This window comes from Stenotrophomonas sp. 85239_Sma (assembly GCF_056481725.1).
Map to the genome: position 1 here is coordinate 193901 of NZ_CM151163.1, position 22789 is coordinate 216689.

Genomic DNA, 22789 nt, shown 5'->3' on the forward strand with positions numbered 1-22789 from the left:
GCCCATGCGCGTTCTGCTGCTTTCCTCCCTGCTGCTCACCGTCACTGCCTGTACCTGGGTGCCGATCGAACCGGCCGGCAAGGCGACCCGCGTGCTGCCGGCAGGCCCGGTTCCGGCCGGCTGCATCGCCAAGGGCGAGGTCGTGGTTAGCGTGAAGAGCAAGGTCGGCTTCTACAACCGCAACCCGCTGCGCGTACAGGAAGAGCTGGAAACCCTGGCCCGCAACGAAGCCCCGAGCGCCGGGGCCAATGCCGTGCAGGCCGCCGCGGCCCCCGCTGATGGCAGCCAGCGCTTCGCTGCCTACCAGTGCCCGCCGCGCTGAACGCTTCACCATACGGCCAAGCCTGAATTCGTAAAGATGCGGTGAAGGCCCCGGGGGTTATAGAATAGCGCCCCCTTTTGCCTGAGCCTTGGCGCTAACCTCGATGCTCTTCAAGAATGTCTCGATCGCCGGCCTGGCACACGTTGATGCGCCGCATACGCTGACGACCAAGGAAATCAACGAGCGGCTGCAGCCGACGTTGGATCGCCTCGGTATCCGCACCGACGTGCTCGGCGATATCGCCGGCATCCACGCCCGCCGCCTGTGGGACAACGGCGTGCTGGCGTCCGATGCCGCCACCATGGCCGGCCGCAAGGCGCTGGAAGACGCAGGCATCGATGCGACGCAGGTGGGCCTGCTGGTCAACACCTCGGTCAGCCGCGACTACCTGGAGCCGTCCACGGCCTCCATCGTGTCCGGCAACCTGGGCGTCAGCGACGAGTGCATGACCTTCGACGTTGCCAATGCCTGCCTGGCCTTCATCAATGGCATGGATATCGCGGCGCGCATGATCGAGCGTGGCGACATCGACTATGCGCTGGTGGTGGATGGCGAGACCGCCAACCTGGTGTACGAGAAGACCCTGGAGCGCATGACCGCCCCGGACGTCACCGCCGACGACTTCCGCAACGAGCTGGCCGCCCTGACCACCGGATCGGGTGCCGCCGCGATGGTGATGGCGCGCTCGGAACTGGTGCCGGATGCGCCGCGCTACAAGGGCGGCGTGACCCGCTCGGCCACCGAGTGGAACCAGCTGTGCCTGGGCAACCTGGACCGCATGGTCACCGATACCCGCCTGCTGCTGATCGAAGGCATCAAGCTGGCGCAGAAGACCTTCACCGCCGCCAAGATCGCCTTGGGCTGGGCCGTGGAAGAGCTGGACCAGTTCGTGATCCACCAGGTCAGCCAGCCGCACACCGCGGCGTTCATCAAGAACTTCGGCATCGACCCGAAGAAGGTCATGACCATCTTCGGCGAGCACGGCAACATCGGCCCGGCCTCGGTGCCGATCGTGCTGAGCAAGCTCAAGCAGCTGGGCAAGCTGAAGAAGGGCGATCGCATCGCGCTGCTCGGCATCGGCTCGGGCCTGAACTGCTCGATGGCTGAAGTGGTCTGGTAAGAAAGTCACCGCTGACCTGCTGTGTGATTGCCTGGCCAATCGCTCGCGACGGACAGCGATGATTTTTCCAAGTGTCCAAGGGCCGGTTCTACCGGCCCTTTCTACAGGTGCGATCCGATGTCCCAGCTTCCCGGTTACCCCGCCCACCCGCAGCGCTTCGAGGTCCGCCCCGGCCTGTCGATGAACTATCTCGACGAAGGCCCGCGCGACGGCGACGTGGTGGTGATGGTGCACGGCAACCCGTCGTGGAGCTATTACTGGCGCACGCTGGTGGCCGGCCTGTCGGACACGTACCGCTGCATCGTGCCGGACCACATCGGCATGGGCCTGTCGGACAAGCCCGATGACAGCCGCTACGAGTACACGCTGCAGTCGCGCGTGGATGATCTCGACGCGCTGCTGAAGCACCTGGGCATCACCGGCCCGGTGACCCTGGCCGTGCACGACTGGGGCGGCATGATCGGCTTCGGCTGGGCGCTGTCGCACCACGACCAGGTGAAGCGCCTGGTGGTGCTCAACACCGCCGCCTTCCCGATGCCGGCGGCGAAGAAGATGCCGTGGCAGATCGCGCTGGGCCGCCACTGGAAGATCGGCGAGTGGATCATCCGCACCTTCAACGCGTTCTCGTCCGGCGCCTCGTGGCTGGGCGTGGAGCGCAGGATGCCGGCCGACGTGCGCCGCGCCTACGTGTCGCCGTACAACAGCTGGGCCAACCGCATCAGCACCATCCGTTTCATGCAGGACATCCCGCTGTCGCCGTCCGACAAGGCGTGGTCGCTGCTGGAACGCGCCGGCAAGGCACTGCCGTCGTTCGCCGACCGCCCCGCCTTCCTCGGCTGGGGCCTGCGCGACTTCGTGTTCGACCACCACTTCCTGAGGGGCTTCCAGGCCGCGCTGCCGCGGGCCCAGGTACATGCCTTCGAGGATGCCGGGCACTACGTGCTGGAAGACAAGCAGGACGTGCTGGTGCCGGAGATCCGCGCGTTCCTGGACAAGAACCCGATCTGAAGGGCATGCCGACCAACGGTCGGCATCCACCGGAAGAGGGAATGGGCAGGTGCCGACCGTTGGTCGGCACACGGGCCGGCACTTCCCCTACGCAGCGATCGGTGCCTGCGGCGGCGAGGACGGGCTGTTGCCGTTGTCGTCCGGATGATCGTCGTCATTGTCGGCGCCATCGCGCCAGCGCCAGTCGGCCAGGGTCAGCGGATCCAGGCCGTAGGCGATGCGCGCCTTGTCGCACTGCGGGCTGGCCTTGCCGTACTCCCACGACGCATCCACCTCTCGGCACACGCTGGGCCGGTTGGGGTGGATGGTGCAGCGCGAGTACACGCCGACCTGCGCATCCAGTGCCACGCAGCGCACCGGCTTGGAGTGGGTGCCGCGCATGCACAGGCGGTGCGGGTCCAGCACCTCGGTCAGCTGGTGCGGCACGCCGCCGGGGGTGACCTCGTCCGATTCCATCCAGTGGAAGGCCACGCGGTATTGGGTGCAGCAGGCGCCGCAGGTCATGCAGGGGTGTTGCATGGGCAAGCCGCCTCGGGCGGCAGTCGGAATCAGGAGCGAGGGTGCGGATTTTCCACGAAGTGGAGCGCCGCGCAAGAAATTCCGTAAGCGGCGACAATGAACGGATGAACCGACCCTGCAACATTGCCGCGCGCCTGCCTGAACTGGCGCGTGAACGTCCCGACCAGATCGCCATCCGCTGCCCAGGCCGCCGGGGTGCTGGCAACGGCATGGCCGCCTACGATGTGACCCTGGATTACCGCCAGCTGGACGCCCGCAGCGACGCCATGGCCGCCGGCCTGGCCGGCTACGGGATCGGCCGCGGGGTGCGCACGGTGGTGATGGTGCGGCCGTCGCCGGAGTTCTTCCTGCTGATGTTCGCCCTGTTCAAGCTGGGCGCGGTGCCGGTGCTGGTCGATCCGGGCATCGACAAACGCGCGCTGAAACAGTGCCTGGACGAGGCGCAGCCGGAGGCGTTCATCGGCATCCCTCTGGCGCATGTGGCGCGGTTGGTGCTGCGCTGGGCGCCCTCGGCGACCCGCCTGGTCACCGTCGGCCGCCGCCTCGGCTGGGGCGGGACCAGCCTGGCTGCGCTGGAGCGCGCCGGCGCCAACGGTGGGCCGATGCTGGCCGACACCGATGGCGAGGACATGGCCGCGATCCTGTTCACCAGCGGCTCCACCGGCGTGCCCAAGGGCGTGGTCTACCGCCACCGCCACTTCGTCGGCCAGATCCAGCTGCTGGGCAGCGCGTTCGGCATGGAAGCGGGCGGGGTGGACCTGCCGACCTTCCCTCCTTTCGCCCTGTTTGACCCTGCGCTGGGCCTGACCTCGGTGATTCCGGACATGGACCCGACCCGGCCGGCACAGGCCGACCCGGCACGCCTGCACGACGCCATCCAGCGCTTCGGTGTGACTCAGCTGTTCGGCTCGCCAGCCCTGATGCGCGTGCTGGCCCGGCATGGCCGGCCATTGCCCACGGTGACCCGGGTGACCTCGGCAGGGGCGCCGGTGCCCCCCGACGTGGTCGCCACCATCCGCAGCCTGCTGCCCGCCGATGCGCAGTTCTGGACCCCGTACGGCGCCACCGAGTGCCTGCCGGTGGCGGTGGTGGAGGGGCGCGAGCTGGAGCGTACCCGCGCGGCCACCGAGGCCGGCGCCGGTACCTGCGTGGGCAACGTGGTGGAGCCGAACGAGGTGCGCATCATCGCCATCGATGACGCACCGTTGGCCGACTGGTCGCAGGCACGTGTGCTGGCCACCGGCGAGGTGGGCGAGATCACCGTGGCCGGACCGACGGCCACCGACAGCTACTTCAACCGGCCGCAGGCCACCGCCGCCGCGAAGATCCGCGAGACGCTGGCCGATGGCAGCGCCCGCATCGTCCATCGCATGGGCGATGTGGGCTACTTCGATGCGCACGGGCGCCTGTGGTTCTGTGGCCGCAAGACCCACCGGGTGGAAACCGCACAGGGGCCGCTGTACACCGAACAGGTCGAGCCGGTGTTCAATACCGTGCCGGGTGTGGCGCGCACGGCACTGGTTGGTGTTGGTCCGGCGGGTGCGCAGGTGCCGGTGCTGTGCGTGGAACTGCAGCGCGGCCAGTCAGACAGCCCGGCGCTGCGGGAAGCGCTGCGTGCGCACGCTGCAGCCCGCGCGCCAGAGGCTGGCCTGCAGCACTTCCTGATGCATCCGGCGTTCCCCGTCGATATCCGTCACAACGCCAAGATCGGCCGCGAGAAGCTCGCCGTCTGGGCCAGCGCCGAACTGGAGAAGCGCGCATGAAGATCCTGGTCACCGGTGGTGGTGGTTTCCTTGGCCAGGCGCTGTGCCGCGGGCTGGTCGAACGTGGCCACCAGGTGCTGGCGTTCAACCGCAGCCACTACCCGCAGCTGCAGGCCATGGGCGTGGGCCAGATCCGCGGCGATCTGGCCGATGCGCAGGCGGTGCTGCACGCGGTGGCCGGCGTCGATGCGGTGTTCCACAACGGCGCCAAGGCCGGCGCCTGGGGCAGCTATGACAGCTACCACCAGGCCAACGTGGTCGGCACCGACAACGTCATCGCGGCCTGCCGTGCACATGGCATCAGCCGCCTGGTCTACACCTCAACGCCCAGCGTGACCCACCGCGCTACGCATCCGGTGGAAGGCCTGGGGGCTGACGAGGTGCCATACGGCGAGGACTTCCAGGCACCGTATGCGGCGACCAAGGCAATCGCCGAACAGCGCGTGCTGGCCGCCAACGATGCGTCGCTGGCGACGGTGGCACTGCGCCCGCGCCTGATCTGGGGCCCGGGTGACCAGCAACTGGTGCCGCGCCTGGCAGAGCGTGCGCGGCAGGGCCGCCTGCGGCTGGTGGGCGACGGCAACAACAAGGTGGATACCACCTACATCGACAACGCCGCGCTCGCGCATTTCCTCGCTTTCGAAGCGCTGGCACCGGGCGCTGCGTGTGCGGGCAAGGCCTACTTCATCTCCAACGGCGAGCCGCTGCCGATGCGCGAGCTGGTCAACAAGCTGCTGGCCGCGGTTGGCGCGCCGACGGTGGACAAGGCGATCAGCTTCAAGACCGCGTATCGCATCGGTGCGATCTGCGAACGGCTGTGGCCGCTGCTGCGCCTGCGCGGCGAGCCGCCGCTGACCCGCTTCCTGGCCGAGCAGCTGTGCACGCCGCACTGGTACAGCATGGAGCCGGCCCGCCGCGATTTCGGCTATGTGCCGCAGGTCAGCATCGAAGAAGGGCTGCGCAGGCTGAAGGCTTCATCTGCTGCATAGATCGCCATCACTGGTTGCACACCGCGGGAACGGGAGGATGGACCCACGCCATCCAAGGCTCGACCACCCGCGAGGAGCGCCATGCTGCACTACGCCATCATCTTCTTTGTCATCGCCATCATCGCCGCCGTTCTGGGGTTCTCCGGCATTGCCGGGGCCGCAACGAACATCGCCTGGATCCTGTTCGTGGTGTTCCTGATCCTTGCGGTGATCTCGATGTTCCGGAAGCGCGGCTAGAAGACCGCAGGGTAGTGCCGGCCGCTGGCCGGCACTGTTCTTTCCGGTGGGTGCCGACCGTTGGTCGGCACGCCTCTTTGTAGCGTCGAGCCACGCTCGACTCATGAAAAGCAGTCGAGCATGGCTCGACTCTACAGAGACAGCGAGCGCTCCTACACGGCGCTGTGCAATCCACGATCGGCTGCATGGCGCTCCAGCGCCAGTTCGATCAGGCGCGTGATCAGCGTGGTGTAATTCACGCCGCTGGCACCCCACAACTTCGGGTACATGCTGATGCGGGTGAAGCCGGGCAGCGTGTTGACCTCGTTGATGATGATGTCGCCGCCCGCGGTGAGGAACACGTCCACGCGCGCCATGCCCGCACACTCCAGCGCCTGGTAGGCCTGCAGCGCGACCTGCTGGATGCGCGCCTGGGTTGCAGCATCGATATCCGCGGGTACCACCACTTCGGCGCCCGCTTCGTTGATGTACTTGGTGTCGTAGGCGTAGAACTCGTCGTGTACCACCACCTCGCCGCACAGGCTGGCCTGTGGGTGTTCGTTGCCCAGCACCGCGCACTCGATCTCGCGGCCGACCACCGCCGATTCCACCAGCACCTTGTGGTCATAGCGCAATGCCAGTTCGAGTGCCTCGGCGAAAGCCGCCGCGTCCTTGACCTTGCTCACGCCCACCGATGACCCCTGGTTGGCAGGCTTCACGAACAGCGGCAGGCCGAGCTGCGCGATCACCGCATCGACATCGACCGCCGCCGCCTGGGGGCGACGGATGCACAGCCACGGCGCCACCCGCAACCCGGCGTCGCGCAGCAGGCGCTTGGTCACGTCCTTGTCCATCGCCACCGCAGAGCCTAGTACCGGCGAACCCACGAAGGGCAGGTTGGCCATGCGCAGCAGGCCCTGCAGCGCACCGTCCTCGCCCAGTGGCCCGTGTACGATGGGCAGCACGACGTCGATCTGCCCCAGTGCACTGGCCGCGTCGGAGGGCTGCAGCTGTGCCTGCTCGGCACCCGGGCGCACCGCCAGCGACTGGCCCGAGCGATGCAGGGCGATGCGCGACGGATCATCGGCGTTGATCAGAAAGGTGTCCGGCTGGCTCAGATGCCACTGGCCCTGCTTGTCGATGCCGACCAGCACCGGCTCGAAGCGCTCGCGATCAAGCGCATCAAGGATGTTCTTCGCCGACTGCAGCGAAACTTCGTGCTCGGAGGACTTGCCCCCGAAGATGATGCCGACCCGGGTCCGTGCCATGGTGCTGCGGTGTCCTGTGCGTTGCGTGGCCTCATAGCATGAACCTTCATCGGCCCCCCGCGTGAGGCACAGATGAACCAGAAATCCATCCACGCATGGCGTGGATCTAGCGTGTCGACCAAGGTCGACACCCACCGGACCCACCCCGCCAACCCACGGAATGCCCGCTGTTGCTGTTGCTTCGGCTGTTGCCGTTGCCGTTGCCTCTGCGGGTGCCGGGCGGCCGCCCGGCCCAAGCCCCCCACCCACGCAGGTAGAATGCGCACATGGCTCTTTCCCTGCTCAAGTCCCTCAAGCCGGTCGCTGGCCGCGCCCTGCAGATCGCCCTGAACCGCGCGCTGGCGCTGGATCCGGATACCCGCCATGCACTGGCCAGCCTCGATGGCCGGCACATCGACCTGACCCTGGAAGCGCCGTCGCTGGCGATGCGCATCAGCGTCGACGGCGACCAGCTGCGGGTCGGCCCGGTGGATGGGCAGGAAGCCGACCTGGCCGTGCGCAGCAGCCTGGCCGGGGTGCTGGCGCAGCTGCCGCTGCTGGCCAATGCTCGGCGCGGTGACAACAACGTCAAGGGGCGCGTACGCGTGGCCGGCGACGCCGAACTCGCGCGCCGCCTGCAGCAGCTGGCCAAGGGCTTCGATCCAGACTGGCAGCAGCCGTTCGTCAGCGTATTCGGTGAAGTGCTGGGCGTGCAGGTGGCCAACACCCTGCGCAGCGCCCTGCAGCATGCGCGCCAGGGTGCGGTCGATCTGGCCCACAGCGCCGCCGAATTCATCACCGAGGAATCACGCGACGTGGTGCCACGCGCCGAACTGGATGCCTTCCACGATGATGTGGACGTGCTGCGTGACGATGTCGAGCGTCTCGGCGCGCGCGTGCAGCGCCTGCGGGGTGCCGCATGAAGGCCGTGCTGCGGGCCAGCCGCATCGGCCGGGTGATCCTGCGCTACCGCCTCGACGACCTGCTGCAGGGCACGCCGGCCGAGCGCTGGCTGCGGCTGGCCAAGCCGTTCGTACCGCGTGCCTCGGCCAGCATCGCGTCGCAGTCGCGCGGCGCCCGCCTGCGCCTGGCGCTGCAGGATCTCGGCCCGATCTTCGTCAAGTTCGGCCAGATCCTGTCCACCCGCCGCGACCTGGTGCCGCCGGACGTGGCCAACGAACTGACCCTGCTGCAGGACCGGGTCAAGCCGTTCGACGGCGATACCGCGCGCCGCATCGTCGAGGAAGCACTTGGCCTGCCGGTCAGCGAGGCGTTCGCCAGCTTCGATACCGAACCGCTGGCCTCGGCCTCGATCGCGCAGGTGCATGCGGCCACGCTGGCCGATGGCCGCCAGGTGGTGGTCAAGGTGCTGCGCCCGGGCATCGAGAAGCAGATCGACGCCGACATCGCGTTGCTCAACTCGCTGGCCGCCCTGGTCGAGCGCACCCACCCGCGTGCCGACAAGATCCGCCCGCGCGAAGTGGTGGCCGAAGTCGAGAACACCCTGGCCGCCGAGCTGGACCTGCAGCGCGAGGGCGCCAATGCCAGCGTGCTGCGCCGCTTCTGGGAAAACAGCGACGACCTGTACGTGCCGGAAGTGATCTGGAGCCATACCGCCGAGCGCGCGCTGACCCTGGAGCGCGTGTGGGGCATTCCGTCCGACGACATCACCGCACTGGACAAGGCCGGCATCGACCGCAAGGCGCTGGCCGCCAAGGGCGTGCGGGTGTTCTACACCCAGGTGTTCCGCGACAACTTCTTCCATGCCGATGCGCACGCCGGCAACATCTGGGTCGACACCGATCCGTCGCGCCGTGCCAATCCGCGCTTCATCGCGCTGGACTTCGGCATCATGGGCCAGCTGTCGCAGGAAGATCAGTACTACCTGGCCGAGAACTTCATGGCCATCTTCAACCGCGACTACCGCCGCATCGCCGAACTGCACGTGCAGGCGCGCTGGATGCCGGACAACGTACGCATCGATGACCTGGAAGCGGCGGTGCGTTCGGTGTGCGAGCCGTACTTCACCCGTCCGCTGTCGCAGATCTCGCTGGCCGAAGTATTGATGAAGCTGTTCCGCGTGGCGCAGCGCTACCAGCTGACCCTGCAGCCGCAGCTGATCCTGCTGCAGAAGACCCTGCTGAACATCGAGGGTGTCGGCCGCCAGCTGGATCCGCAGATCGACATCTGGGCGGTGGCCAAGCCAGTGCTGGCCAGGATCCTGCGCGAACGCTACAGCCCGCGGCGGGTGGTGCGCGAGATCGGCAAGCGCCTGCCGGAGATCATGACCCATGCGCCGGACATGCCGCGCCTGGTGCACGCCTGGCTGACCCAGCAGGTGGAGGGCCGCCATGAGCTGGCGATGCGCTCGCGCGATCTGGTCGCGCTCGATGCCAGCGTGCAGCGCCTGCAGAAGCACGCGGTGGGTGCGATCACCGGCGTCGGCCTGCTGGCCATCGCCGCGTTGATGTACGTGCTGCAGCCGCCGGGTTGGTACTGGGGCGACCTGCCGATGTGGAGCTGGGTGTCCGGTGCCGTCGGCGTGCTGGCGCTGGCGCGCGCGTGGTGGCGCTGATCCCGGTTGGTCGAGGGTCGGCGGCGACGCACGCTGCCGACCGATCGCGGATCTACCAGTGGTAGCCCAGGCCCAGGTGCGACTGCACGCTCTGGAAGCGGTCCAGGCGTGTCTTGTGCCAGGTCTTGCCGATGCCCATGTCCAGCACCAGATGCTCGCCCAGCGGCTGGCTGCGGCGCAGGAAAGCGCGACGTGCATCGTGCTCGCGCAGCAGCAGCGGGTCGGAGTCGGCGGTATAGCCGGAGGTGCCGCTGCCCAGCCACAGCTGGGTCGAACCACGGCCTTGCCCATCCTTCAGGCGCAGTGACAGCGTGGTGCCATGGCCATCGGGGCCATTGGACTGGCGATGCCGCTCGTGGCGCACAGAGGCGGTCACGCGCGGGAAGTAATGCGCTGCGCCCACCGACCAGCCGCTCACGTACGCGCCGGCATGGTACTGGGCGTACTTGCCGCCCACGCTCAGCACGGTCTGCGGTGCCACCTTCCACTGGACGTCCTGGTTGATCTGGCGGTTGACGAACACCGGGTCATCGTTGGACGCCGTGAAGGCAGTGCGGGTGGACAGGCGCGGGTTCCAGCGCTGGTGCAGCGAGCCCTGCACGCGGTTGCCGCCGAAGCGCTTGCTGCCGTAGTCGCGTTCGCCATGGGCCAGGCCCAGGTGCCAGCGGCTGTCGCCGCTGCGGCCGGCCAGGTCCACGGTCTGTACATCACGCTTGCCGAAGCCAGCGGTGTAGTCGGCATGGTCCAGTTGCACCGAGATCCGGTCGATGCCGGCATGGGCGCTGGACACAGCCAGCAGCAGGGCGCACGGCAGCGCGCCACGGAGGATCAATCGCATGGGGTTACTCCAGGGGTTGGGAATGCAGCGACTGCAGCAGTCGGTAGCGACCGGGTGGCAGGTTTCGTTCCACGGTGATGCGCGGGCCGAACTGGCTGCCCGGCGCGACGATACGACCCGGCAGGACGATCACGCCGACACCCAGCGCGGCGCCTTCACCGATCCAGGCGCCGAGCTTGTCGCGCTGGCTGTCGATGACGGTGTCGCCGATGTGGACGGCGACCGTCGCGCCATCCAGGCGATGGTTGCTGGTGCGCACCAGCGCACCCAGGTAGGCGCGGGCGTCGATGCGGCTGTCGGCGATGAAGCACTGCGGACCAATGCAGACGCCGTCACCGATCAGTGCGTTCTTCAGTTCACTGGCAAAGCCGATGCGCACACCATCACCGATGTGCATTGGGCCGCGCAGCAGCACGTTGTTGCCGATCAGGCAGTCGCGACCGATCGATACCGGCCCCTGCAGCTGGGCGCCGTCGCAGATGCGGCTGCCGGCACCGATCCGCACGTGGCCCTGCACTATCGCGCGTGGCGAAACCTGTGCGCTGGAATCGGCGTGGGGTGCCAGCGCCGAAAGCCCATCGGCCATGGTGGCGAGGTCATTCCACCACATGCGGATACCTGGTCGGTTTGTCGCGCGCCGGTTCGCGGCCGGTGAACAGCCCGGCCAGGCCGTGCATCAGCCAGATCGCGTAGGCGAGCAGCACATACAGCATCGAGAACGCGGCGGCCGGCACCAGCCATGCGCGACGATGGTGGATCGCACTGATCACCGCCAGCAACATGACGATGCCGATCCAGAACACCGGCATCAGCGACAGGGCAAGGCCGCCAGGCCCATGCAGCAGGACCGCGCCGAACCAGACCTGCAACGACATCACGATGCCGGTGAGGGCGAGCAGCATCATCGGCAGGATGCTGAAGAAACCGAAGCGAGTCAGCAGCAGGCCGCGATGCAGGCGCATGCACACCGCATAGCCGACGATCCAGCGTCGCCAGCGCCGCCATTCTTCCACCAGCGTGTTGCATTCCTGCGGGTAGACCACGCAGCGCACGCTCTGGCGGACACGGTAGCCCTGCGCGACCAGCGACCAGGACATGTCCAGGTCTTCCACACGCGTGCGGTCGGAGAAGCCGACCTTGCGCAGTACCGAGGTACGGAACAGGCCACACGAGCCTGAGACGATGAACGGTGCACCGCCCAGCCACTGCTGGAAGCTGCGCTTGATGACGATCATCGGCAGCTTCAGGCTGGCGCGCACATGCGGCAGGAAGCCCGCACCCTGCAGGCTGGACGAAGGCACGCCACCGACGGCATCGGCGCCGCGTTCGATCTCCTCCAGCAGGTGGCCCAGGCCATGGCCGTGCGGATCGATGTGGGTGTCGGCGTCGGTCAGGAACACCTGCTCGGCGCTGGCGTGCCGCAGGCCATGCATCAGCGCGCCCCCCTTGCCGGTGTTGGCCTGGTGGACCGCCACCAGGCGCTCGGGCCATCGCGCCTGCAGTGCATCGAGCACCTGGGCCGTGTTGTCGGTGGAGCCATCGTTGACGCAGATCACCCGCGCCACGTAGGGGTTCTGCAGCAGGCTGGTCAGCGAGCGCTCCAGGCAGGGGGCCTCGTTGTAGGCCGGCACGATCGCATCGATGCTGTACAGGCGCGTGCTGGGTCGACGCGAGGCCTGCATGCACACCCGCACCAGGATGAAGGCACACATGGCCAGGAACAGCAGCGTCTTCATCACAGCACCAACCGGTAGGGCTGGAAGCCCTCGCTGGGGCCGATGCCGATCTGCTGGCCGCGGAACTGCGCATGGCAGCGCAGGTGGCTTTCCTGCATGTAGTGGCGATCGCCCTGGCTGGCATGCTCACGCAGTGCACGGATCTTCAGCTCCAGCTGTGCGCTGATGTCCTCGAACACCTGCGGCGCGAACTGCGGCAGGGTGCTGGGGCTCTCGTAGCAGAGGATCTGCGGGATACTGCGGCAGGCGATGATCGACGCTTCGTGGACGGTGCGATGGTCCTGGTGATGATCCTCACCACACATCGTGTAGACGCGTTGTGGCGTGATCAGGGCGCAGGCCTGCTCGATCGCTGCGACGATGTCGTTGCGGCAGGCGGGAAAACCGGTGTCCGGAAAATCCTGCTGGATCACCTGGGTGACGCCGAGGCGGCGCAGCGCGCGGTGCGATTCGTCACTGCGATCGACACCGGCATGGCAGCCCCGGCCGCCGCGGCTGAGCACCAACGCGTTGACGCGCGCGCCGGCGCGGGCGAGCTTGGCCAGGCTGCCACCGCAACCGAGCTCGATGTCGTCGGGGTGGGCGCCGATTGCCAGAATGTCGAGAACCATGGCCGTGTCCTTGCGCAAACCAAGAGGGCCGCGGGCAGGTGGACCGACCCGCGCGAAGAAGGCGGGAACTATCGCAATGTGAACGCGGCGCAGGGCTAGGAGGAATACGAAATGTGGGCAGGCAGGTCACAATGCTCACCCATGCTGCGGCAGATGAAAGAAGCGATGACGATGCGGCTTTCGGAATTGAAGGACGAACTGGCGCGTTTCGGCGCCGAAAACGACGGGCGTGAAACCGAGCGGGGCCGCCGCATGCTCAACATCACGCCGGATACCGGTGAATTCCTGTCGGTGCTGGTGCGTTTCGGGCAGGCGCGGCGCGTGCTGGAGATCGGCACCTCCAATGGCTACTCCACGCTGTGGCTGGCCGAAGCGGCCGCCGCCATCGATGGCCACGTGACCACGCTGGAATCTGCTGACGACAAGGGGGCGATGGCGCGGGCAACGTTCGCGCGCAGCGGACTGGCCGCGCACATCACGCTGGTGCAGCGCGATGCCGGGCTCTGGTTGGCGCAGGCCGCTGATGCCAGCATCGATCTGCTGTTCCTCGATTCGGACCGCGAACAGTACGCCGGCTGGTGGCCGCAGCTGCGCCGCGTGCTGCGTCCGGGGGGCCTGCTGGTGGTGGACAACGCCCTCTCGCATGCCGAGCAGATGGCGCCGCTGCGCACGCTGCTGGATGCCGATCAGGACTTCGGCACCAGCCTGGTGCCGGTGGGCAACGGCGAGCTGCTGGCCGTGCGCAACGCCTGACTGCCGCGTGCCACAAACCCGGGGTCAGATCCCTTTTCCTGCGGAAAAGGGATCTGACCCCATACAGGCCGCCCTTATAATCCCGCGGTGAGTACCGAACCTGACACCCTCGCCGCGGTCGAGACCGAAACCGCGCCCCTGCAGCTGCTGCATCTGGATGCGCGCCTGGCCGTGGTCAACAAGCCGGCCGGGCTGATGGTCCACGACAGCAAGCTGGCCCGTGGCGAGGATGATTTCCTGGCCGACCGCCTGCGCGAGCAGCTGGGGCGGCCGATCTTCCTGGTGCACCGCCTGGACCGCGCCACCAGTGGCTGCCTGCTGCTGGCCTTCGACCGCGAGACCGCCAGTGCGCTGGGCAAGGCGTTGATGGGCGGTGAAGTGGCCAAGGACTACCTGACGGTCTGCCGTGGCTGGCCGGCCGAGTCATCCTGGCAGGTGGACCATGATCTGGACGGTGGGCCGGGCAAGCCGGTGAAGAAGCCGGCGATCACCGATTTCCAGCGCCTGGCCACCGGCGAACTGTCGGTGCCGGTGGGCGAATTCGCCAGCTCACGTTACGCGTTGCTGCGCTGCCAGCCGCAGACCGGGCGTTTCCGGCAGATCCGCCGGCACCTCAAGCATCTCTCGCACCATATGATCGGCGACACCAGCCACGGTGATGGGCGCCACAACCGCATCTTCCGCATGCAGGGCGTGCACCGCATGCTGCTGCACGCCGAGCGGCTGCGCTTTCCGCATCCGGAGGGCGGCAACGTGGACGTCAGTGCGCCGCTGGACCGCGAATTCCAGAAGGCGCTGGACCTGTTCGGCTGGCAGGTGGAACAGGCCTGACGGCCGTGCTGGCCGTTGGCCGGCAGCTGCACGATCCCAGGCGTACCGGGGAGCCGGCCAGCGGCTGGCACGACCTCACTTCTTTTCAGGCTCGTTGACGATCGCTTCCAGGTCTTTCTGCAGGTCTGCAAACAGCGGCTGCATGCGTGCCTGGATCGCCACCACCACGTTCTGCATCAGCGCCGGGGTCTTGTCCAGCAGGCTCTGGCCCGCCGGGCTCTCGTAGAACTCGGCCATCGCCAGCACGTCTTCCTTGCTGAACGTCTTCTTGTACAGGTCCACGTACATCGGCCGCAGCTGCTGCCACGACATCGCCTGGCGCAGGGTCTGGCTGGTCCGGGCCTGGATCCGCTTCAGCTGTTCCTGCTGCTGCGCATTGAGCTGGCGCTGCGCGGCCACCTGCTGGAACTGCTGCTGCTGCATGGCTTCGATCTGCGGCACCATGGTGTCGATCATGCTCTGCGCCCGCGAGGCCGACAGCAGGCGGTTGATGTCGCCGTCGGTCGGCGGGGCGGCCAGGGCCGGAACGCTGGCCACGGCCAGCACCAGCAGCAGGGCGGCGCGGCGCAGCAGGGACGGCAGGGCGGGTGCGAGGCGGGTCATGCGGGGCTTCCTGCGGTACATGGGACGGCCAGCATACCTGCAGCCAAGGCGAAGGCGGCGTGTTCGGTACCTGATCGGCGGCATACGGGGCGCGATGCCGCACTCCACCGCGTGCCTGCCGCTACAATGCGCGGATGGGCAGTGGACCGGTCACCATCAGCGCGCAGCTTGAAATCCCCGACGGCGAGATCGTCGAGCGGTTCGTGCGTGCCAGCGGCGCCGGTGGCCAGAACGTCAACAAGGTCTCCACTGCGGTGGAATTGCGTTTCGATGTGGCCAACTCGCCCTCGTTGCCCGAACCGTTGCGCGCGCGCCTGCTGGCGCGGCGTGACCGGCGCATGACCGGCGAAGGCGTGCTGGTCATCGACGCGCAACGTTTCCGCACCCAGGATCGCAATCGCGAGGATGCGCGCGAGCGGCTGGCGGCCTTCATCCAGGCCGGGCTGAGCGTGCCAAAGCCGCGCAAGGCCACCAAGCCGACCCTCGGGTCGAAACTGCGTCGTCTGGACGCCAAACGCGGGCGCGCGCAGATCAAGCGCGGGCGCTCATCACGTGACTGGGAGTGATTGCTTGAACAACCCGACTTCGTTGCTGCCGGCCGTGCCGCCGCAGATGCCGCAGGTCAAACCCAACGCCTTCCTGCGCTGGCTGGCGCGCTGCACCCTGCGCATGGGTGGCTGGAAGGTGACCGGTACCCTGCCTGACATCCCCCGGCTGGTCTTCATCATCGCGCCGCACTCGTCCAACTGGGATGGCCTGTGGGGCATGGCGGCCAAGATCGCGCTGGGCATGAAGGTGAAGGTGCTGGGCAAGGCCTCGCTGTTCTGGTGGCCGCTGGGCCCGCTGCTGCACAAGCTGGGCGTGATCCCATTGGATCGCAGCTCGCCGCAGGGCACCGTCGGCCAGGCCGTGGACCTGCTGCGCAACAACGAGAAGATGTGGTTCGCCATCACGCCCGAGGGCACCCGCAAGGCGGTGAAGGACTGGAAGGCCGGCTTCCTGAAAATCGCCCGGATGGCCGACGTGCCGATCCTGGCTGCGTATTTCCACTATCCGGAAAAGACCATCGGCATCGGCCCGCTGTTCACGCCGAGCGGCGACGACGCGGCCGACATGGCCGCCATCCGCGAGTTCTACCGGCCGTGGATCGGCAAGACCCGCGGCACGGTCTGAGCGGGCCGCAGGCCGCCGCATAGACGCCACGTCCGGCACATGCCGGGCGAACGCGACAGGAGTAGGGTGGAGGGCTGGTATCCCGTACCGTCTGCCCAAGGAGTGTTTTACATGTCGCGTACCGTAGTCCTGGCCGCCGCCATCAGCCTGGCGCTGGCGGCCTGTTCCGGCAAGGAGTCCACCCCCGTGTCCGATGCCCAGAAAGCCCCGGCCCAGCAGCCGGCTGAAGCCTCCACCAATCCGCTGCTGAGTGCGAGCACGCTGCCGTTCCAGGCACCGCAGTTCGACAAGATCAAGGACAGCGACTACCTGCCGGCGTTCGAAGAAGGCATGCGCCAGCACCTGGCCGACGTGCGCAAGATCGCCGATAGCAGCGAGCCGGCCACCTTCGACAACACCATCGTGGCGATGGAGCGCAGCGGCGAGACGCTGAACCGCGTGTCGCGCATCTTCTTCGGCCTGGTCCAGGCCGATACCAACGATGCGCGCCAGAAGATCCAGGAAGAGGTGGCGCCGAAACTGGCCGCGCACCAGGACGAGATCAACCTCGACCCCAAGCTGTTCGCGCGCGTGAAGTCGCTGTACGACCAGCGTGACGCGCTGGAGCTGGATCCGGTGCAGAAGCGCCTGGTCGAGCACTACTACGACGGCCTGGTGCGCGCCGGCGCGCAGCTGTCCGACGCCGACAAGGCGACCCTGCGCAAGCTCAACGTGGAAGAGACCACGCTCTCCACCCAGTTCCACACCCGCCTGGTGGCCGCCACCGCTGCTGCTGCCGTCGTCGTCGACGACAAGGCCAAGCTGGCCGGCCTGGATGAGGATGCGATCAACAACGCGGCGGCCGCCGCCAAGGACCGCAAGCTGGATGGCAAGTTCCTGCTGCCGCTGCAGAACACCACCCAGCAGCCGGTGCTCAGCTCACTGAGCGACCGCGACCAGCGTGCCGCCGTGCTGAAGGCCTCGGAAACCCGCGCCGAGCGTGGTGATGCCAATGACACCCGGCAGACCGTGCAGCGCCTGGCCCAGCTGCGTGCGCAGAAGGCCAAGCTGCTCGGCTTCGACACCTTCGCCGACTACCAGCTGGGCGACCAGATGGCCAAGACCCCGGCCGCCGCGCTCAAGCTGCTGACCGATACCGTGCCGGCCGCCACCGCCAAGGCCCGCGCCGAAGCCGGCGAGATCCAGAAGGTCATCGACGCGCAGAAGGGTGGGTTCCAGGTTGCTGCCTCCGACTGGGACTTCTACGCCGAGCAGGTGCGCAAGGCCAAGTACGATCTGGACGAGTCGCAGATCAAGCCGTACTTCGAACTGGACAACGTGCTGCAGAACGGCGTCTTCTACGCCGCCACCCAGCTGTACGGCATCACCTTCAAGCCGCGCACCGACATTCCGACCTACAACCCGGACATGAAGGTGTACGAAGTATTCGACAAGGACGGCACTTCGCTGGCCCTGTTCTACACCGACTACTTCAAGCGTGACAGCAAGTCCGGTGGCGCCTGGATGGACGTGTTCGTCGAACAGGATGGCCTGACCGGTGCCAAGCCGGTGGTCTACAACGTCTGCAACTTCACCAAGCCGGCCGCCGGCCAGCCTGCGCTGATCAGCTTCGACGACGTCACCACCCTGTTCCATGAGTTCGGCCATGCGCTGCACGGCATGTTCTCGAACGTGAAGTACCCGTCGATCGCCGGCACCGCCACCTCGCGCGACTTCGTCGAGTTCCCGTCGCAGTTCAACGAGCACTGGGCGCTGGATCCGAAGGTGTTCGCCAACTACGCCAAGCACTACAAGACCGGCGAGGCGATGCCGCAGGAGCTGGTCGACAAGATCCTCAAGGCACGCAGCTTCAACCAGGGCTATGCGACCACCGAGTACCTGTCGGCCGCACTGCTGGACCTGGCCTGGCACACGCAGAAGGCTGATGCGCCGCTGCAGGATGTCGGCGCCTTTGAAGCCAGCGCGCTGAAGAAGTTCAAGGTCGACCTGCCGCAGGTGCCGCCGCGTTACCGCACCACCTACTTCGACCACATCTGGGGGGGCGGTTACTCGGCGGGTTACTACGCCTACTTCTGGGCCGAAGTGCTCGACCATGACGCCTACCAGTGGTTCACCGAACATGGTGGCCTGACTGCGGCCAACGGCCAGGAGTTCCGCGACAAGATCCTCTCGCGCGGCAACAGCGTGGAGCTGTCGACCCTGTACCGCGATTTCCGCGGCAAGGACCCGTCGGTGGAACCGCTGCTGAAGTTCCGCGGGCTGAAGTAAGAAAGCGAAAACGGCGGGGGCAACCCCGCCGTTTTTCGTTGTGTAGCGTCGAACATGGCTCGACGCTGCAAAAGCGTTACGTGCCCACGTGCACGCGGTTCGCCTGCTCGGCCAGGCCCAGGTGATCCAGCGCGATATCCAGCGCCAGCACATAGCTCTGCGCGCCATACCCGGCGGCGATGCCCAGCCGCTGGCCGACACCGGCCGGCAGGCACGGCTCGGCCACCGCGCCGTCGTCATGCACTTCCACGTAAGCGTTGTGCAGGTACGGCAGCAGGCGCTGCAGGCGCAGGCTGTTGGCACACGCACCCGGGTCAAGCAGGGTCACCTCGCCACGGCTGTGGTCGGCCACGCGCAGGGCATCCAGCAGTTCCTGTTCCGAACCGCAGGCACGGATCGCCACGCTGGTGCCGGCGTCGATCGCCCGATGCACCAGTGACTTCAGTACCGGTGCCGGCAGCGGCATTGCCGTGCGGATCAGCGCACCGGCCGCTTCCGGGCCACGGATGATGAAGATCGACATGGCTCAGCCCTCCTGCGCCAGGCGGCGGCCGACGATGGCCAGCGACAGCGGGTACCCGGCCTGCTGGCTGCGCTGGTCGACCACCACCGCGGCGGGGCCATGCTGCAGGCGCAGGCGTGCTTCCAGGCCGGGCTCGGCGGGGGCCTGCAGCTCGATGTACTGCGCCGGCAGCCGTTCCAGCGCCGCCTGCAGCGCGCCACCTTCGGCCTGCCATTGCGCCTCGTCGGCGGCGCCGACATCCAGCAGTATCCAGTCGGCCGAGCGCGCCTGCGGCTGGCACAGGCACTGGTGTACCTCGGACAGGCTGGCGCAGTCGCTGCACAGCACGCGATGGCCGCTCAGCTGCGCCGGCAGCTTCGGGCGCGGCGCCGACGCCGACGCGTGGCGGATCACCAGGAGGGTCATACAACACCTTGCGGAATGCGCCGTGTGGCGCGGTGGGCACACGATGCGCGCGGGGGCCGTAAAGGTGCGATGCCCGGCCCCCACGGCGGGCGTAAAAGCTGCGTAATGCTTCGATATGCCTGCTCCTGTAGCGCGACCGAAAGCAGCCGAGCATGGGCTGCAGGTGCGTTGCGGGAACCTCCGCTGCCTGTGTATGGTCTGATGGCGCTACCACCTGTCCGGAGCCTTGTCATGGAAGCTGTTGCTCGTCCTCCGTTTTCCGAACGCGCGCTGGTCTGGCTGAAGAAGGAAGCATTGCCGCTGCTGGTGATGCTCGGCCTGCTTGCCGCCGCCCGCGATACCCTCGCCAACCACTACGTGGTGCCGAGTGGCTCCATGCAGCCGACCCTGCAGCCCGGCGACCGGGTGGTGGTGGACATGCGTGCCTACGGCCTGCGCCTGCCGTTCACCGGCAAGGAACTGATGTCCACCGGCACGCCGCAGCGTGGCGAAGTGGCGGTATTCGATTCGCCGGCCGACGGCACCCGCCTGATCAAGCGGGTGGCTGCGGTGGCGGGTGACCAAGTGCAGATGCGCGAGGGCCATCTGAGCATCAACGGCCAGCCGCTGCAGATCGCCGGCCTGCAGGACGTGGAAGCCTTCGGTGAGCGCCGTGCCCGCCTTGACCTGGACGTGGGCGGCGGTCCGGACATCGCCGATCTGGTGGTGCCGGCCGGCAAGGTGCTGGTGCTGGGTGACCACCGCGGCAACAGCTTCGATGGCCGCTTCTTCGGTTTCGTGGATGCCGACAAGATCTACGGCCGCGCGGTGGCGGTCTATTACCGCCGTGGCGACGGTTTCGAGTGGCAGCGCCTGTAAGCTGAATTGATACTTCTTGTGTATCAATCCTGACCTATCAGGTTATGGATCGACTGGATCGACGGGCCTAGTCTGAGGCCCGTTCCCTCCCACGCCCGGCCGCCCCACCGGCCCCTCGATCCCATGACTGGCGAAACTGCGGCGGCCGTCGAACGCCGCCCCGACACTGTCGATTCCAGCACCGAGACCCGCATCCAGCAGGGCACGCCGGCCTTCCGCCGCACCGCGCTGGCGTTGTTCCTGGCCGGCTTTTCCACCTTCGGCCTGCTGTACACCGTGCAGCCGCTGCTGCCCGAGTTCAGCCGTCACTTCGGCGTTTCTGCTGCCGGCAGCGCGATGTCGTTGTCGCTGACCACCGGCACACTGGCGGTGGCAATGCTGCTGGCCGGCCTGCTGTCCGATGCGGTCGGCCGCCGTCCGTTGATGATCGCTGCGCTGCTGGCCTCGGCCATGCTGTCGCTGAGCACGGCGCTGGTGGATGAGTGGACCACACTGCTGGTGCTGCGCACCCTGCTCGGCCTGGCGTTGAGCGGCGTGCCGGCAGTGGCGATGACCTACCTGGTCGAGGAAATGGACAGCCGCGCGCTGGGCCTGGCGATGGGCCTGTACATTGGCGGCAACGCCATCGGTGGCATGAGCGGGCGCCTGCTGGCCGGCATCATCGCCGACCATTGGGGCTGGCGTTGGGGCATCGGCGTGGTCTCGATCATTGCCATCGCCAGTACCGTGCTGTTGTGGCTGCAACTGCCGCCGTCGCGTCATTTCCAGGCGCGTCGCGGGGGCCTGCGCCAGTTGCCATCGCGCTGGCGCACGCTGTTTGCCGACCCGGGCCTGCCGTGGCTGTTCGCCACCTCGTTCGTGCTGATGGGCGTGTTCGTCACCCTCTACAACTACCTGGGCTACCACCTGCTGGCCCCGCCCTACCACCTCAGCCAGACCGTGGTCGGCCTGATCTTCAGCGTGTACCTGGTCGGCACCTTCAGCTCGGCGTGGATGGGGCAGCAGGCGACGCGATACGGCCGCGGCCGCATCCTGTCGATCTCGTTTGCGTTGATCGGCGCCGGCATCGCGCTGTTGGCGCTGCCGTGGCTGAGCACGATGGCGCTGGGTATCGCGCTGGTCACGTTCGGCTTCTTCGGCGGCCATTCGGTGGCCAGCAGCTGGGTTGGCAGCCGCGCCGGCACGATGCGTGCCGAAGCCTCGGCGCTATACCTGTTCGCCTACTACCTGGGTTCAAGTGTGCTCGGTGGTGTCGGTGGCCTGGCCTATGCCGCGTGGGACTGGCTGGGCGTGTGCCTGTTCGCCGCCGTGTTGACGCTGATCGGCGGTGGCATCGTCTGGGCGCTGCAGCAGCGCGCCCCGCAGCCGGTAACGGCGTGATCCAACGCGTACGGTAGTGCCGGCCAGCGGACGGCACTACCGGGTGGATTGCAGGCTTACCCTTCGGCGAACGCTTCGCGCAGCAGCCCGGCGAAGTTGCGGATCAGCGGCGTGACGCCCTCGCGGTGCCACGCCAGCTGTACTTCCGAATGCGCGCCGGCATCGGCGAGGGCCACGAAGCGTGCGCCTTCCACGCGGATGTGGTCGCACGAGGAAGGCAGGATCGCTGCACCGAGCCCGGCGGCGGCCAGGCTGATCAGGGTCGAGGCTTCACCGGCCTCCTGCACGATGCGGGGAGTGAAGCCCGCCGCCGCGCACAACGCGATCATGTGGTCATGGATGCCCGCACCGGCGCTGCGCCGGAACGCCACGAACGGTTCCTGCGCGAAGTCGCGCAGCGACAGTGTGTCCTGCGCCGTTAGTCTGCGCAGGGCAGGGTGGTCGGCATGCACGATCAGTGCCAGCGGGTCGACGAACAGGCTGTGCGCCACCAGCTCCGGCGGCAATGCGCGCTTGCGGATGATGCCCACGTCCAGACTGCCATCGAGCAGCGCATCGATCTGCTGCAGGGTGTTCATCTCGCTCAGCTGCAGGCGCACCTGCGGGTACTGCTGGCGGTAGCGCAGGATCGAACGCGGAATCTGCGGTGACAGCGGCGTGGCCCGGGTCAGGCCGATACGCAGCTCACCCCGCTCGCCCCGCTGCGCGCGCTGCACCTCGTCCACCGCCGTTTCCACCTGCTGCACGATGGCGCGTGCACGTTCCTGCAGCAGCTCACCGGCAGGCGTCAGCTGCACACGACGATGGCTGCGCACGAACAGGCGCGCCCCGATCAGGTCTTCCAGCTGGCGGATCTGCTGGCTGAGTGGGGGCTGCGACATGCCCAGCCGCTCCGCCGCCTGGCCGAAGTGCAGCGTATCGGCAACGGCGAGGAAGTAGCGCAGGTGGCGGAGTTCGATGGACATGGCGCCAGTTTATTCATCGTCAGCCGGGAATGGGGTCAGAGCCCGTTGCGTAGCAACGGGATCCGACCCCGTGCCGACCAACGGTC

Annotated in this window: 25 protein-coding genes; 15 read left to right on the forward strand and 10 right to left on the reverse strand. The window is 67.6% G+C overall.

The window, feature by feature from the left end:
* Nucleotides 1-4: 4 nt before the first annotated feature.
* The 3 genes from ACYKG1_RS00840 (at nt 5) to ACYKG1_RS00850 (ending at nt 2450) form a co-directional block, all read left to right on the forward strand.
* A complete protein-coding gene (locus ACYKG1_RS00840) occupies nt 5-322 on the forward strand; it encodes a DUF4156 domain-containing protein (protein WP_100474990.1) in 318 nt (105 codons plus the stop codon).
* Between the two features lie 103 nt (nt 323-425).
* Nucleotides 426-1442 carry a 3-oxoacyl-ACP synthase III gene (locus ACYKG1_RS00845; RefSeq protein WP_014035559.1) on the forward strand — a complete coding sequence of 339 codons (1017 nt, stop codon included), beginning with the start codon at nt 426-428 and terminating at the stop codon, nt 1440-1442.
* Nucleotides 1443-1559: 117 nt separating this feature from the next.
* Nucleotides 1560-2450: an alpha/beta fold hydrolase gene (locus ACYKG1_RS00850; protein WP_478471506.1), complete on the forward strand. Its 891-nt coding sequence runs from the start codon at nt 1560-1562 to the stop codon at nt 2448-2450.
* 87 nt (nt 2451-2537) lie between these two features.
* On the opposite strand, the gene ACYKG1_RS00855 is transcribed toward ACYKG1_RS00850, so the two are convergent.
* Nucleotides 2538-2969 carry a YkgJ family cysteine cluster protein gene (locus tag ACYKG1_RS00855; RefSeq protein ID WP_100474988.1) on the reverse strand — a complete coding sequence of 144 codons (432 nt, stop codon included), beginning with the start codon at nt 2967-2969 and terminating at the stop codon, nt 2538-2540.
* Between the two features lie 104 nt (nt 2970-3073).
* Between ACYKG1_RS00855 and oleC the strand changes: the two genes are divergently transcribed.
* The 3 genes from oleC (at nt 3074) to ACYKG1_RS00870 (ending at nt 5958) form a co-directional block, all read left to right on the forward strand.
* A complete protein-coding gene (gene oleC / locus ACYKG1_RS00860; protein WP_100474987.1) occupies nt 3074-4732 on the forward strand; it encodes an olefin beta-lactone synthetase in 1659 nt (552 codons plus the stop codon).
* Complete coding sequence (gene oleD, locus ACYKG1_RS00865) at nt 4729-5721, forward strand: 2-alkyl-3-oxoalkanoate reductase (protein WP_262084033.1); 993 nt, start codon at nt 4729-4731, stop codon at nt 5719-5721. The genes oleC and oleD overlap by 4 nt, the downstream gene beginning before the upstream one ends.
* A gap of 81 nt (nt 5722-5802) precedes the next feature.
* A complete protein-coding gene (locus ACYKG1_RS00870) occupies nt 5803-5958 on the forward strand; it encodes a DUF1328 domain-containing protein (protein WP_005407633.1) in 156 nt (51 codons plus the stop codon).
* Between the two features lie 152 nt (nt 5959-6110).
* Here the strand turns inward: ACYKG1_RS00870 and ddlA are convergent, their stop codons facing one another.
* On the reverse strand, nt 6111-7205 hold the full coding sequence (ddlA, locus tag ACYKG1_RS00875; protein WP_478471509.1) for a D-alanine--D-alanine ligase: 1095 nt from the start codon (nt 7203-7205) through the stop codon (nt 6111-6113).
* 266 nt (nt 7206-7471) lie between these two features.
* On the opposite strand from ddlA, the gene ACYKG1_RS00880 reads away from it, so the two are divergent.
* Entirely contained in the window at nt 7472-8107 is a 636-nt protein-coding gene (locus tag ACYKG1_RS00880; RefSeq protein WP_478471510.1) for a ubiquinone biosynthesis accessory factor UbiJ, read from the forward strand.
* A complete protein-coding gene (ubiB, locus tag ACYKG1_RS00885) occupies nt 8104-9759 on the forward strand; it encodes a ubiquinone biosynthesis regulatory protein kinase UbiB (RefSeq protein ID WP_262084030.1) in 1656 nt (551 codons plus the stop codon). Before ACYKG1_RS00880 ends, ubiB begins: the two co-directional genes overlap by 4 nt.
* Nucleotides 9760-9811: 52 nt before the next feature.
* On the opposite strand, the gene ACYKG1_RS00890 is transcribed toward ubiB, so the two are convergent.
* Genes ACYKG1_RS00890 through ACYKG1_RS00905 form a run of 4 tightly spaced genes read right to left on the reverse strand, consistent with a single transcriptional unit; the run spans nt 9812 to nt 12944 of the window.
* Nucleotides 9812-10597: a YaiO family outer membrane beta-barrel protein gene (locus tag ACYKG1_RS00890; protein ID WP_478471512.1), complete on the reverse strand. Its 786-nt coding sequence runs from the start codon at nt 10595-10597 to the stop codon at nt 9812-9814.
* A 4-nt stretch (nt 10598-10601) separates the two neighbouring features.
* On the reverse strand, nt 10602-11207 hold the full coding sequence (locus ACYKG1_RS00895) for an LbetaH domain-containing protein (RefSeq protein WP_478471514.1): 606 nt from the start codon (nt 11205-11207) through the stop codon (nt 10602-10604).
* Nucleotides 11194-12333: a glycosyltransferase family 2 protein gene (locus tag ACYKG1_RS00900; protein ID WP_478471515.1), complete on the reverse strand. Its 1140-nt coding sequence runs from the start codon at nt 12331-12333 to the stop codon at nt 11194-11196. Before ACYKG1_RS00900 ends, ACYKG1_RS00895 begins: the two co-directional genes overlap by 14 nt.
* Nucleotides 12333-12944 (reverse strand): PIG-L deacetylase family protein, encoded by a 612-nt coding sequence (locus tag ACYKG1_RS00905; RefSeq protein ID WP_478471516.1) that lies wholly within the window; start codon nt 12942-12944, stop codon nt 12333-12335. Before ACYKG1_RS00905 ends, ACYKG1_RS00900 begins: the two co-directional genes overlap by 1 nt.
* Nucleotides 12945-13109: 165 nt before the next feature.
* Here ACYKG1_RS00905 and ACYKG1_RS00910 point away from each other — a divergent pair, with 165 nt between their 5' ends.
* Together ACYKG1_RS00910 and ACYKG1_RS00915 are read left to right on the forward strand one after the other, a co-directional pair.
* On the forward strand, nt 13110-13697 hold the full coding sequence (locus ACYKG1_RS00910; protein WP_478471518.1) for an O-methyltransferase: 588 nt from the start codon (nt 13110-13112) through the stop codon (nt 13695-13697).
* An 87-nt stretch (nt 13698-13784) separates the two neighbouring features.
* Entirely contained in the window at nt 13785-14528 is a 744-nt protein-coding gene (locus ACYKG1_RS00915) for a pseudouridine synthase (RefSeq protein WP_478471520.1), read from the forward strand.
* Nucleotides 14529-14603: 75 nt separating this feature from the next.
* On the opposite strand, the gene ACYKG1_RS00920 is transcribed toward ACYKG1_RS00915, so the two are convergent.
* Nucleotides 14604-15131, reverse strand: coding sequence for a DUF2059 domain-containing protein (locus ACYKG1_RS00920; RefSeq protein WP_430542425.1), 528 nt, complete (start codon nt 15129-15131; stop codon nt 14604-14606).
* Nucleotides 15132-15265: 134 nt separating this feature from the next.
* Between ACYKG1_RS00920 and arfB the strand changes: the two genes are divergently transcribed.
* The 3 genes from arfB (at nt 15266) to dcp (ending at nt 18572) form a co-directional block, all read left to right on the forward strand.
* The gene (gene arfB / locus ACYKG1_RS00925; protein ID WP_005420755.1) at nt 15266-15697 is read left to right on the forward strand and encodes an alternative ribosome rescue aminoacyl-tRNA hydrolase ArfB; all 432 of its coding nucleotides are present in this window, start codon (nt 15266-15268) and stop codon (nt 15695-15697) included.
* Nucleotides 15698-15743: 46 nt separating this feature from the next.
* A complete protein-coding gene (locus ACYKG1_RS00930; RefSeq protein ID WP_226053502.1) occupies nt 15744-16304 on the forward strand; it encodes a lysophospholipid acyltransferase family protein in 561 nt (186 codons plus the stop codon).
* A 111-nt stretch (nt 16305-16415) separates the two neighbouring features.
* On the forward strand, nt 16416-18572 hold the full coding sequence (dcp, locus tag ACYKG1_RS00935) for a peptidyl-dipeptidase Dcp (protein ID WP_478471522.1): 2157 nt from the start codon (nt 16416-16418) through the stop codon (nt 18570-18572).
* 76 nt (nt 18573-18648) lie between these two features.
* Here the strand turns inward: dcp and ACYKG1_RS00940 are convergent, their stop codons facing one another.
* A complete protein-coding gene (locus tag ACYKG1_RS00940; protein WP_004153636.1) occupies nt 18649-19095 on the reverse strand; it encodes a 3-dehydroquinate dehydratase in 447 nt (148 codons plus the stop codon).
* Between the two features lie 3 nt (nt 19096-19098).
* Nucleotides 19099-19500 (reverse strand): hypothetical protein, encoded by a 402-nt coding sequence (locus ACYKG1_RS00945; protein WP_478471523.1) that lies wholly within the window; start codon nt 19498-19500, stop codon nt 19099-19101.
* Nucleotides 19501-19731: 231 nt separating this feature from the next.
* Here ACYKG1_RS00945 and lepB point away from each other — a divergent pair, with 231 nt between their 5' ends.
* Entirely contained in the window at nt 19732-20358 is a 627-nt protein-coding gene (lepB, locus tag ACYKG1_RS00950; protein ID WP_262084024.1) for a signal peptidase I, read from the forward strand.
* A 123-nt stretch (nt 20359-20481) separates the two neighbouring features.
* Nucleotides 20482-21738, forward strand: a complete 1257-nt coding sequence (locus tag ACYKG1_RS00955; RefSeq protein ID WP_478471525.1) for an MFS transporter — start codon at nt 20482-20484, stop codon at nt 21736-21738.
* A gap of 56 nt (nt 21739-21794) precedes the next feature.
* On the opposite strand, the gene ACYKG1_RS00960 is transcribed toward ACYKG1_RS00955, so the two are convergent.
* The gene (locus tag ACYKG1_RS00960) at nt 21795-22703 is read right to left on the reverse strand and encodes a LysR family transcriptional regulator (RefSeq protein WP_478471527.1); all 909 of its coding nucleotides are present in this window, start codon (nt 22701-22703) and stop codon (nt 21795-21797) included.
* Nucleotides 22704-22789 lie beyond the last annotated feature (86 nt).

What these genes read in the sequence shown, in the direction of transcription:
- oleC (WP_100474987.1), top strand. Translation starts at nt 3,074, where the DNA reads ATGAACCGACCCTGCAACATTGCCGCGCGCCTGCCTGAACTGGCGCGT.
- ACYKG1_RS00910 (WP_478471518.1), top strand. Translation starts at nt 13,110, where the DNA reads ATGACGATGCGGCTTTCGGAATTGAAGGACGAACTGGCGCGTTTCGGC.
- ACYKG1_RS00870 (WP_005407633.1), top strand. Translation starts at nt 5,803, where the DNA reads ATGCTGCACTACGCCATCATCTTCTTTGTCATCGCCATCATCGCCGCC.
- ubiB (WP_262084030.1), top strand. Translation starts at nt 8,104, where the DNA reads ATGAAGGCCGTGCTGCGGGCCAGCCGCATCGGCCGGGTGATCCTGCGC.
- ACYKG1_RS00955 (WP_478471525.1), top strand. Translation starts at nt 20,482, where the DNA reads ATGACTGGCGAAACTGCGGCGGCCGTCGAACGCCGCCCCGACACTGTC.
- arfB (WP_005420755.1), top strand. Translation starts at nt 15,266, where the DNA reads ATGGGCAGTGGACCGGTCACCATCAGCGCGCAGCTTGAAATCCCCGAC.
- ACYKG1_RS00880 (WP_478471510.1), top strand. Translation starts at nt 7,472, where the DNA reads ATGGCTCTTTCCCTGCTCAAGTCCCTCAAGCCGGTCGCTGGCCGCGCC.
- oleD (WP_262084033.1), top strand. Translation starts at nt 4,729, where the DNA reads ATGAAGATCCTGGTCACCGGTGGTGGTGGTTTCCTTGGCCAGGCGCTG.
- ACYKG1_RS00890 (WP_478471512.1), bottom strand. Translation starts at nt 10,597, where the DNA reads ATGCGATTGATCCTCCGTGGCGCGCTGCCGTGCGCCCTGCTGCTGGCT.
- ACYKG1_RS00940 (WP_004153636.1), bottom strand. Translation starts at nt 19,095, where the DNA reads ATGTCGATCTTCATCATCCGTGGCCCGGAAGCGGCCGGTGCGCTGATC.
- ACYKG1_RS00945 (WP_478471523.1), bottom strand. Translation starts at nt 19,500, where the DNA reads ATGACCCTCCTGGTGATCCGCCACGCGTCGGCGTCGGCGCCGCGCCCG.
- ACYKG1_RS00900 (WP_478471515.1), bottom strand. Translation starts at nt 12,333, where the DNA reads ATGAAGACGCTGCTGTTCCTGGCCATGTGTGCCTTCATCCTGGTGCGG.
- ACYKG1_RS00920 (WP_430542425.1), bottom strand. Translation starts at nt 15,131, where the DNA reads ATGACCCGCCTCGCACCCGCCCTGCCGTCCCTGCTGCGCCGCGCCGCC.
- dcp (WP_478471522.1), top strand. Translation starts at nt 16,416, where the DNA reads ATGTCGCGTACCGTAGTCCTGGCCGCCGCCATCAGCCTGGCGCTGGCG.
- ACYKG1_RS00840 (WP_100474990.1), top strand. Translation starts at nt 5, where the DNA reads ATGCGCGTTCTGCTGCTTTCCTCCCTGCTGCTCACCGTCACTGCCTGT.
- ACYKG1_RS00905 (WP_478471516.1), bottom strand. Translation starts at nt 12,944, where the DNA reads ATGGTTCTCGACATTCTGGCAATCGGCGCCCACCCCGACGACATCGAG.
- ACYKG1_RS00845 (WP_014035559.1), top strand. Translation starts at nt 426, where the DNA reads ATGCTCTTCAAGAATGTCTCGATCGCCGGCCTGGCACACGTTGATGCG.
- ACYKG1_RS00850 (WP_478471506.1), top strand. Translation starts at nt 1,560, where the DNA reads ATGTCCCAGCTTCCCGGTTACCCCGCCCACCCGCAGCGCTTCGAGGTC.
- ACYKG1_RS00855 (WP_100474988.1), bottom strand. Translation starts at nt 2,969, where the DNA reads ATGCAACACCCCTGCATGACCTGCGGCGCCTGCTGCACCCAATACCGC.
- lepB (WP_262084024.1), top strand. Translation starts at nt 19,732, where the DNA reads ATGGAAGCTGTTGCTCGTCCTCCGTTTTCCGAACGCGCGCTGGTCTGG.
- ddlA (WP_478471509.1), bottom strand. Translation starts at nt 7,205, where the DNA reads ATGGCACGGACCCGGGTCGGCATCATCTTCGGGGGCAAGTCCTCCGAG.
- ACYKG1_RS00895 (WP_478471514.1), bottom strand. Translation starts at nt 11,207, where the DNA reads ATGTGGTGGAATGACCTCGCCACCATGGCCGATGGGCTTTCGGCGCTG.
- ACYKG1_RS00930 (WP_226053502.1), top strand. Translation starts at nt 15,744, where the DNA reads ATGCCGCAGGTCAAACCCAACGCCTTCCTGCGCTGGCTGGCGCGCTGC.
- ACYKG1_RS00960 (WP_478471527.1), bottom strand. Translation starts at nt 22,703, where the DNA reads ATGTCCATCGAACTCCGCCACCTGCGCTACTTCCTCGCCGTTGCCGAT.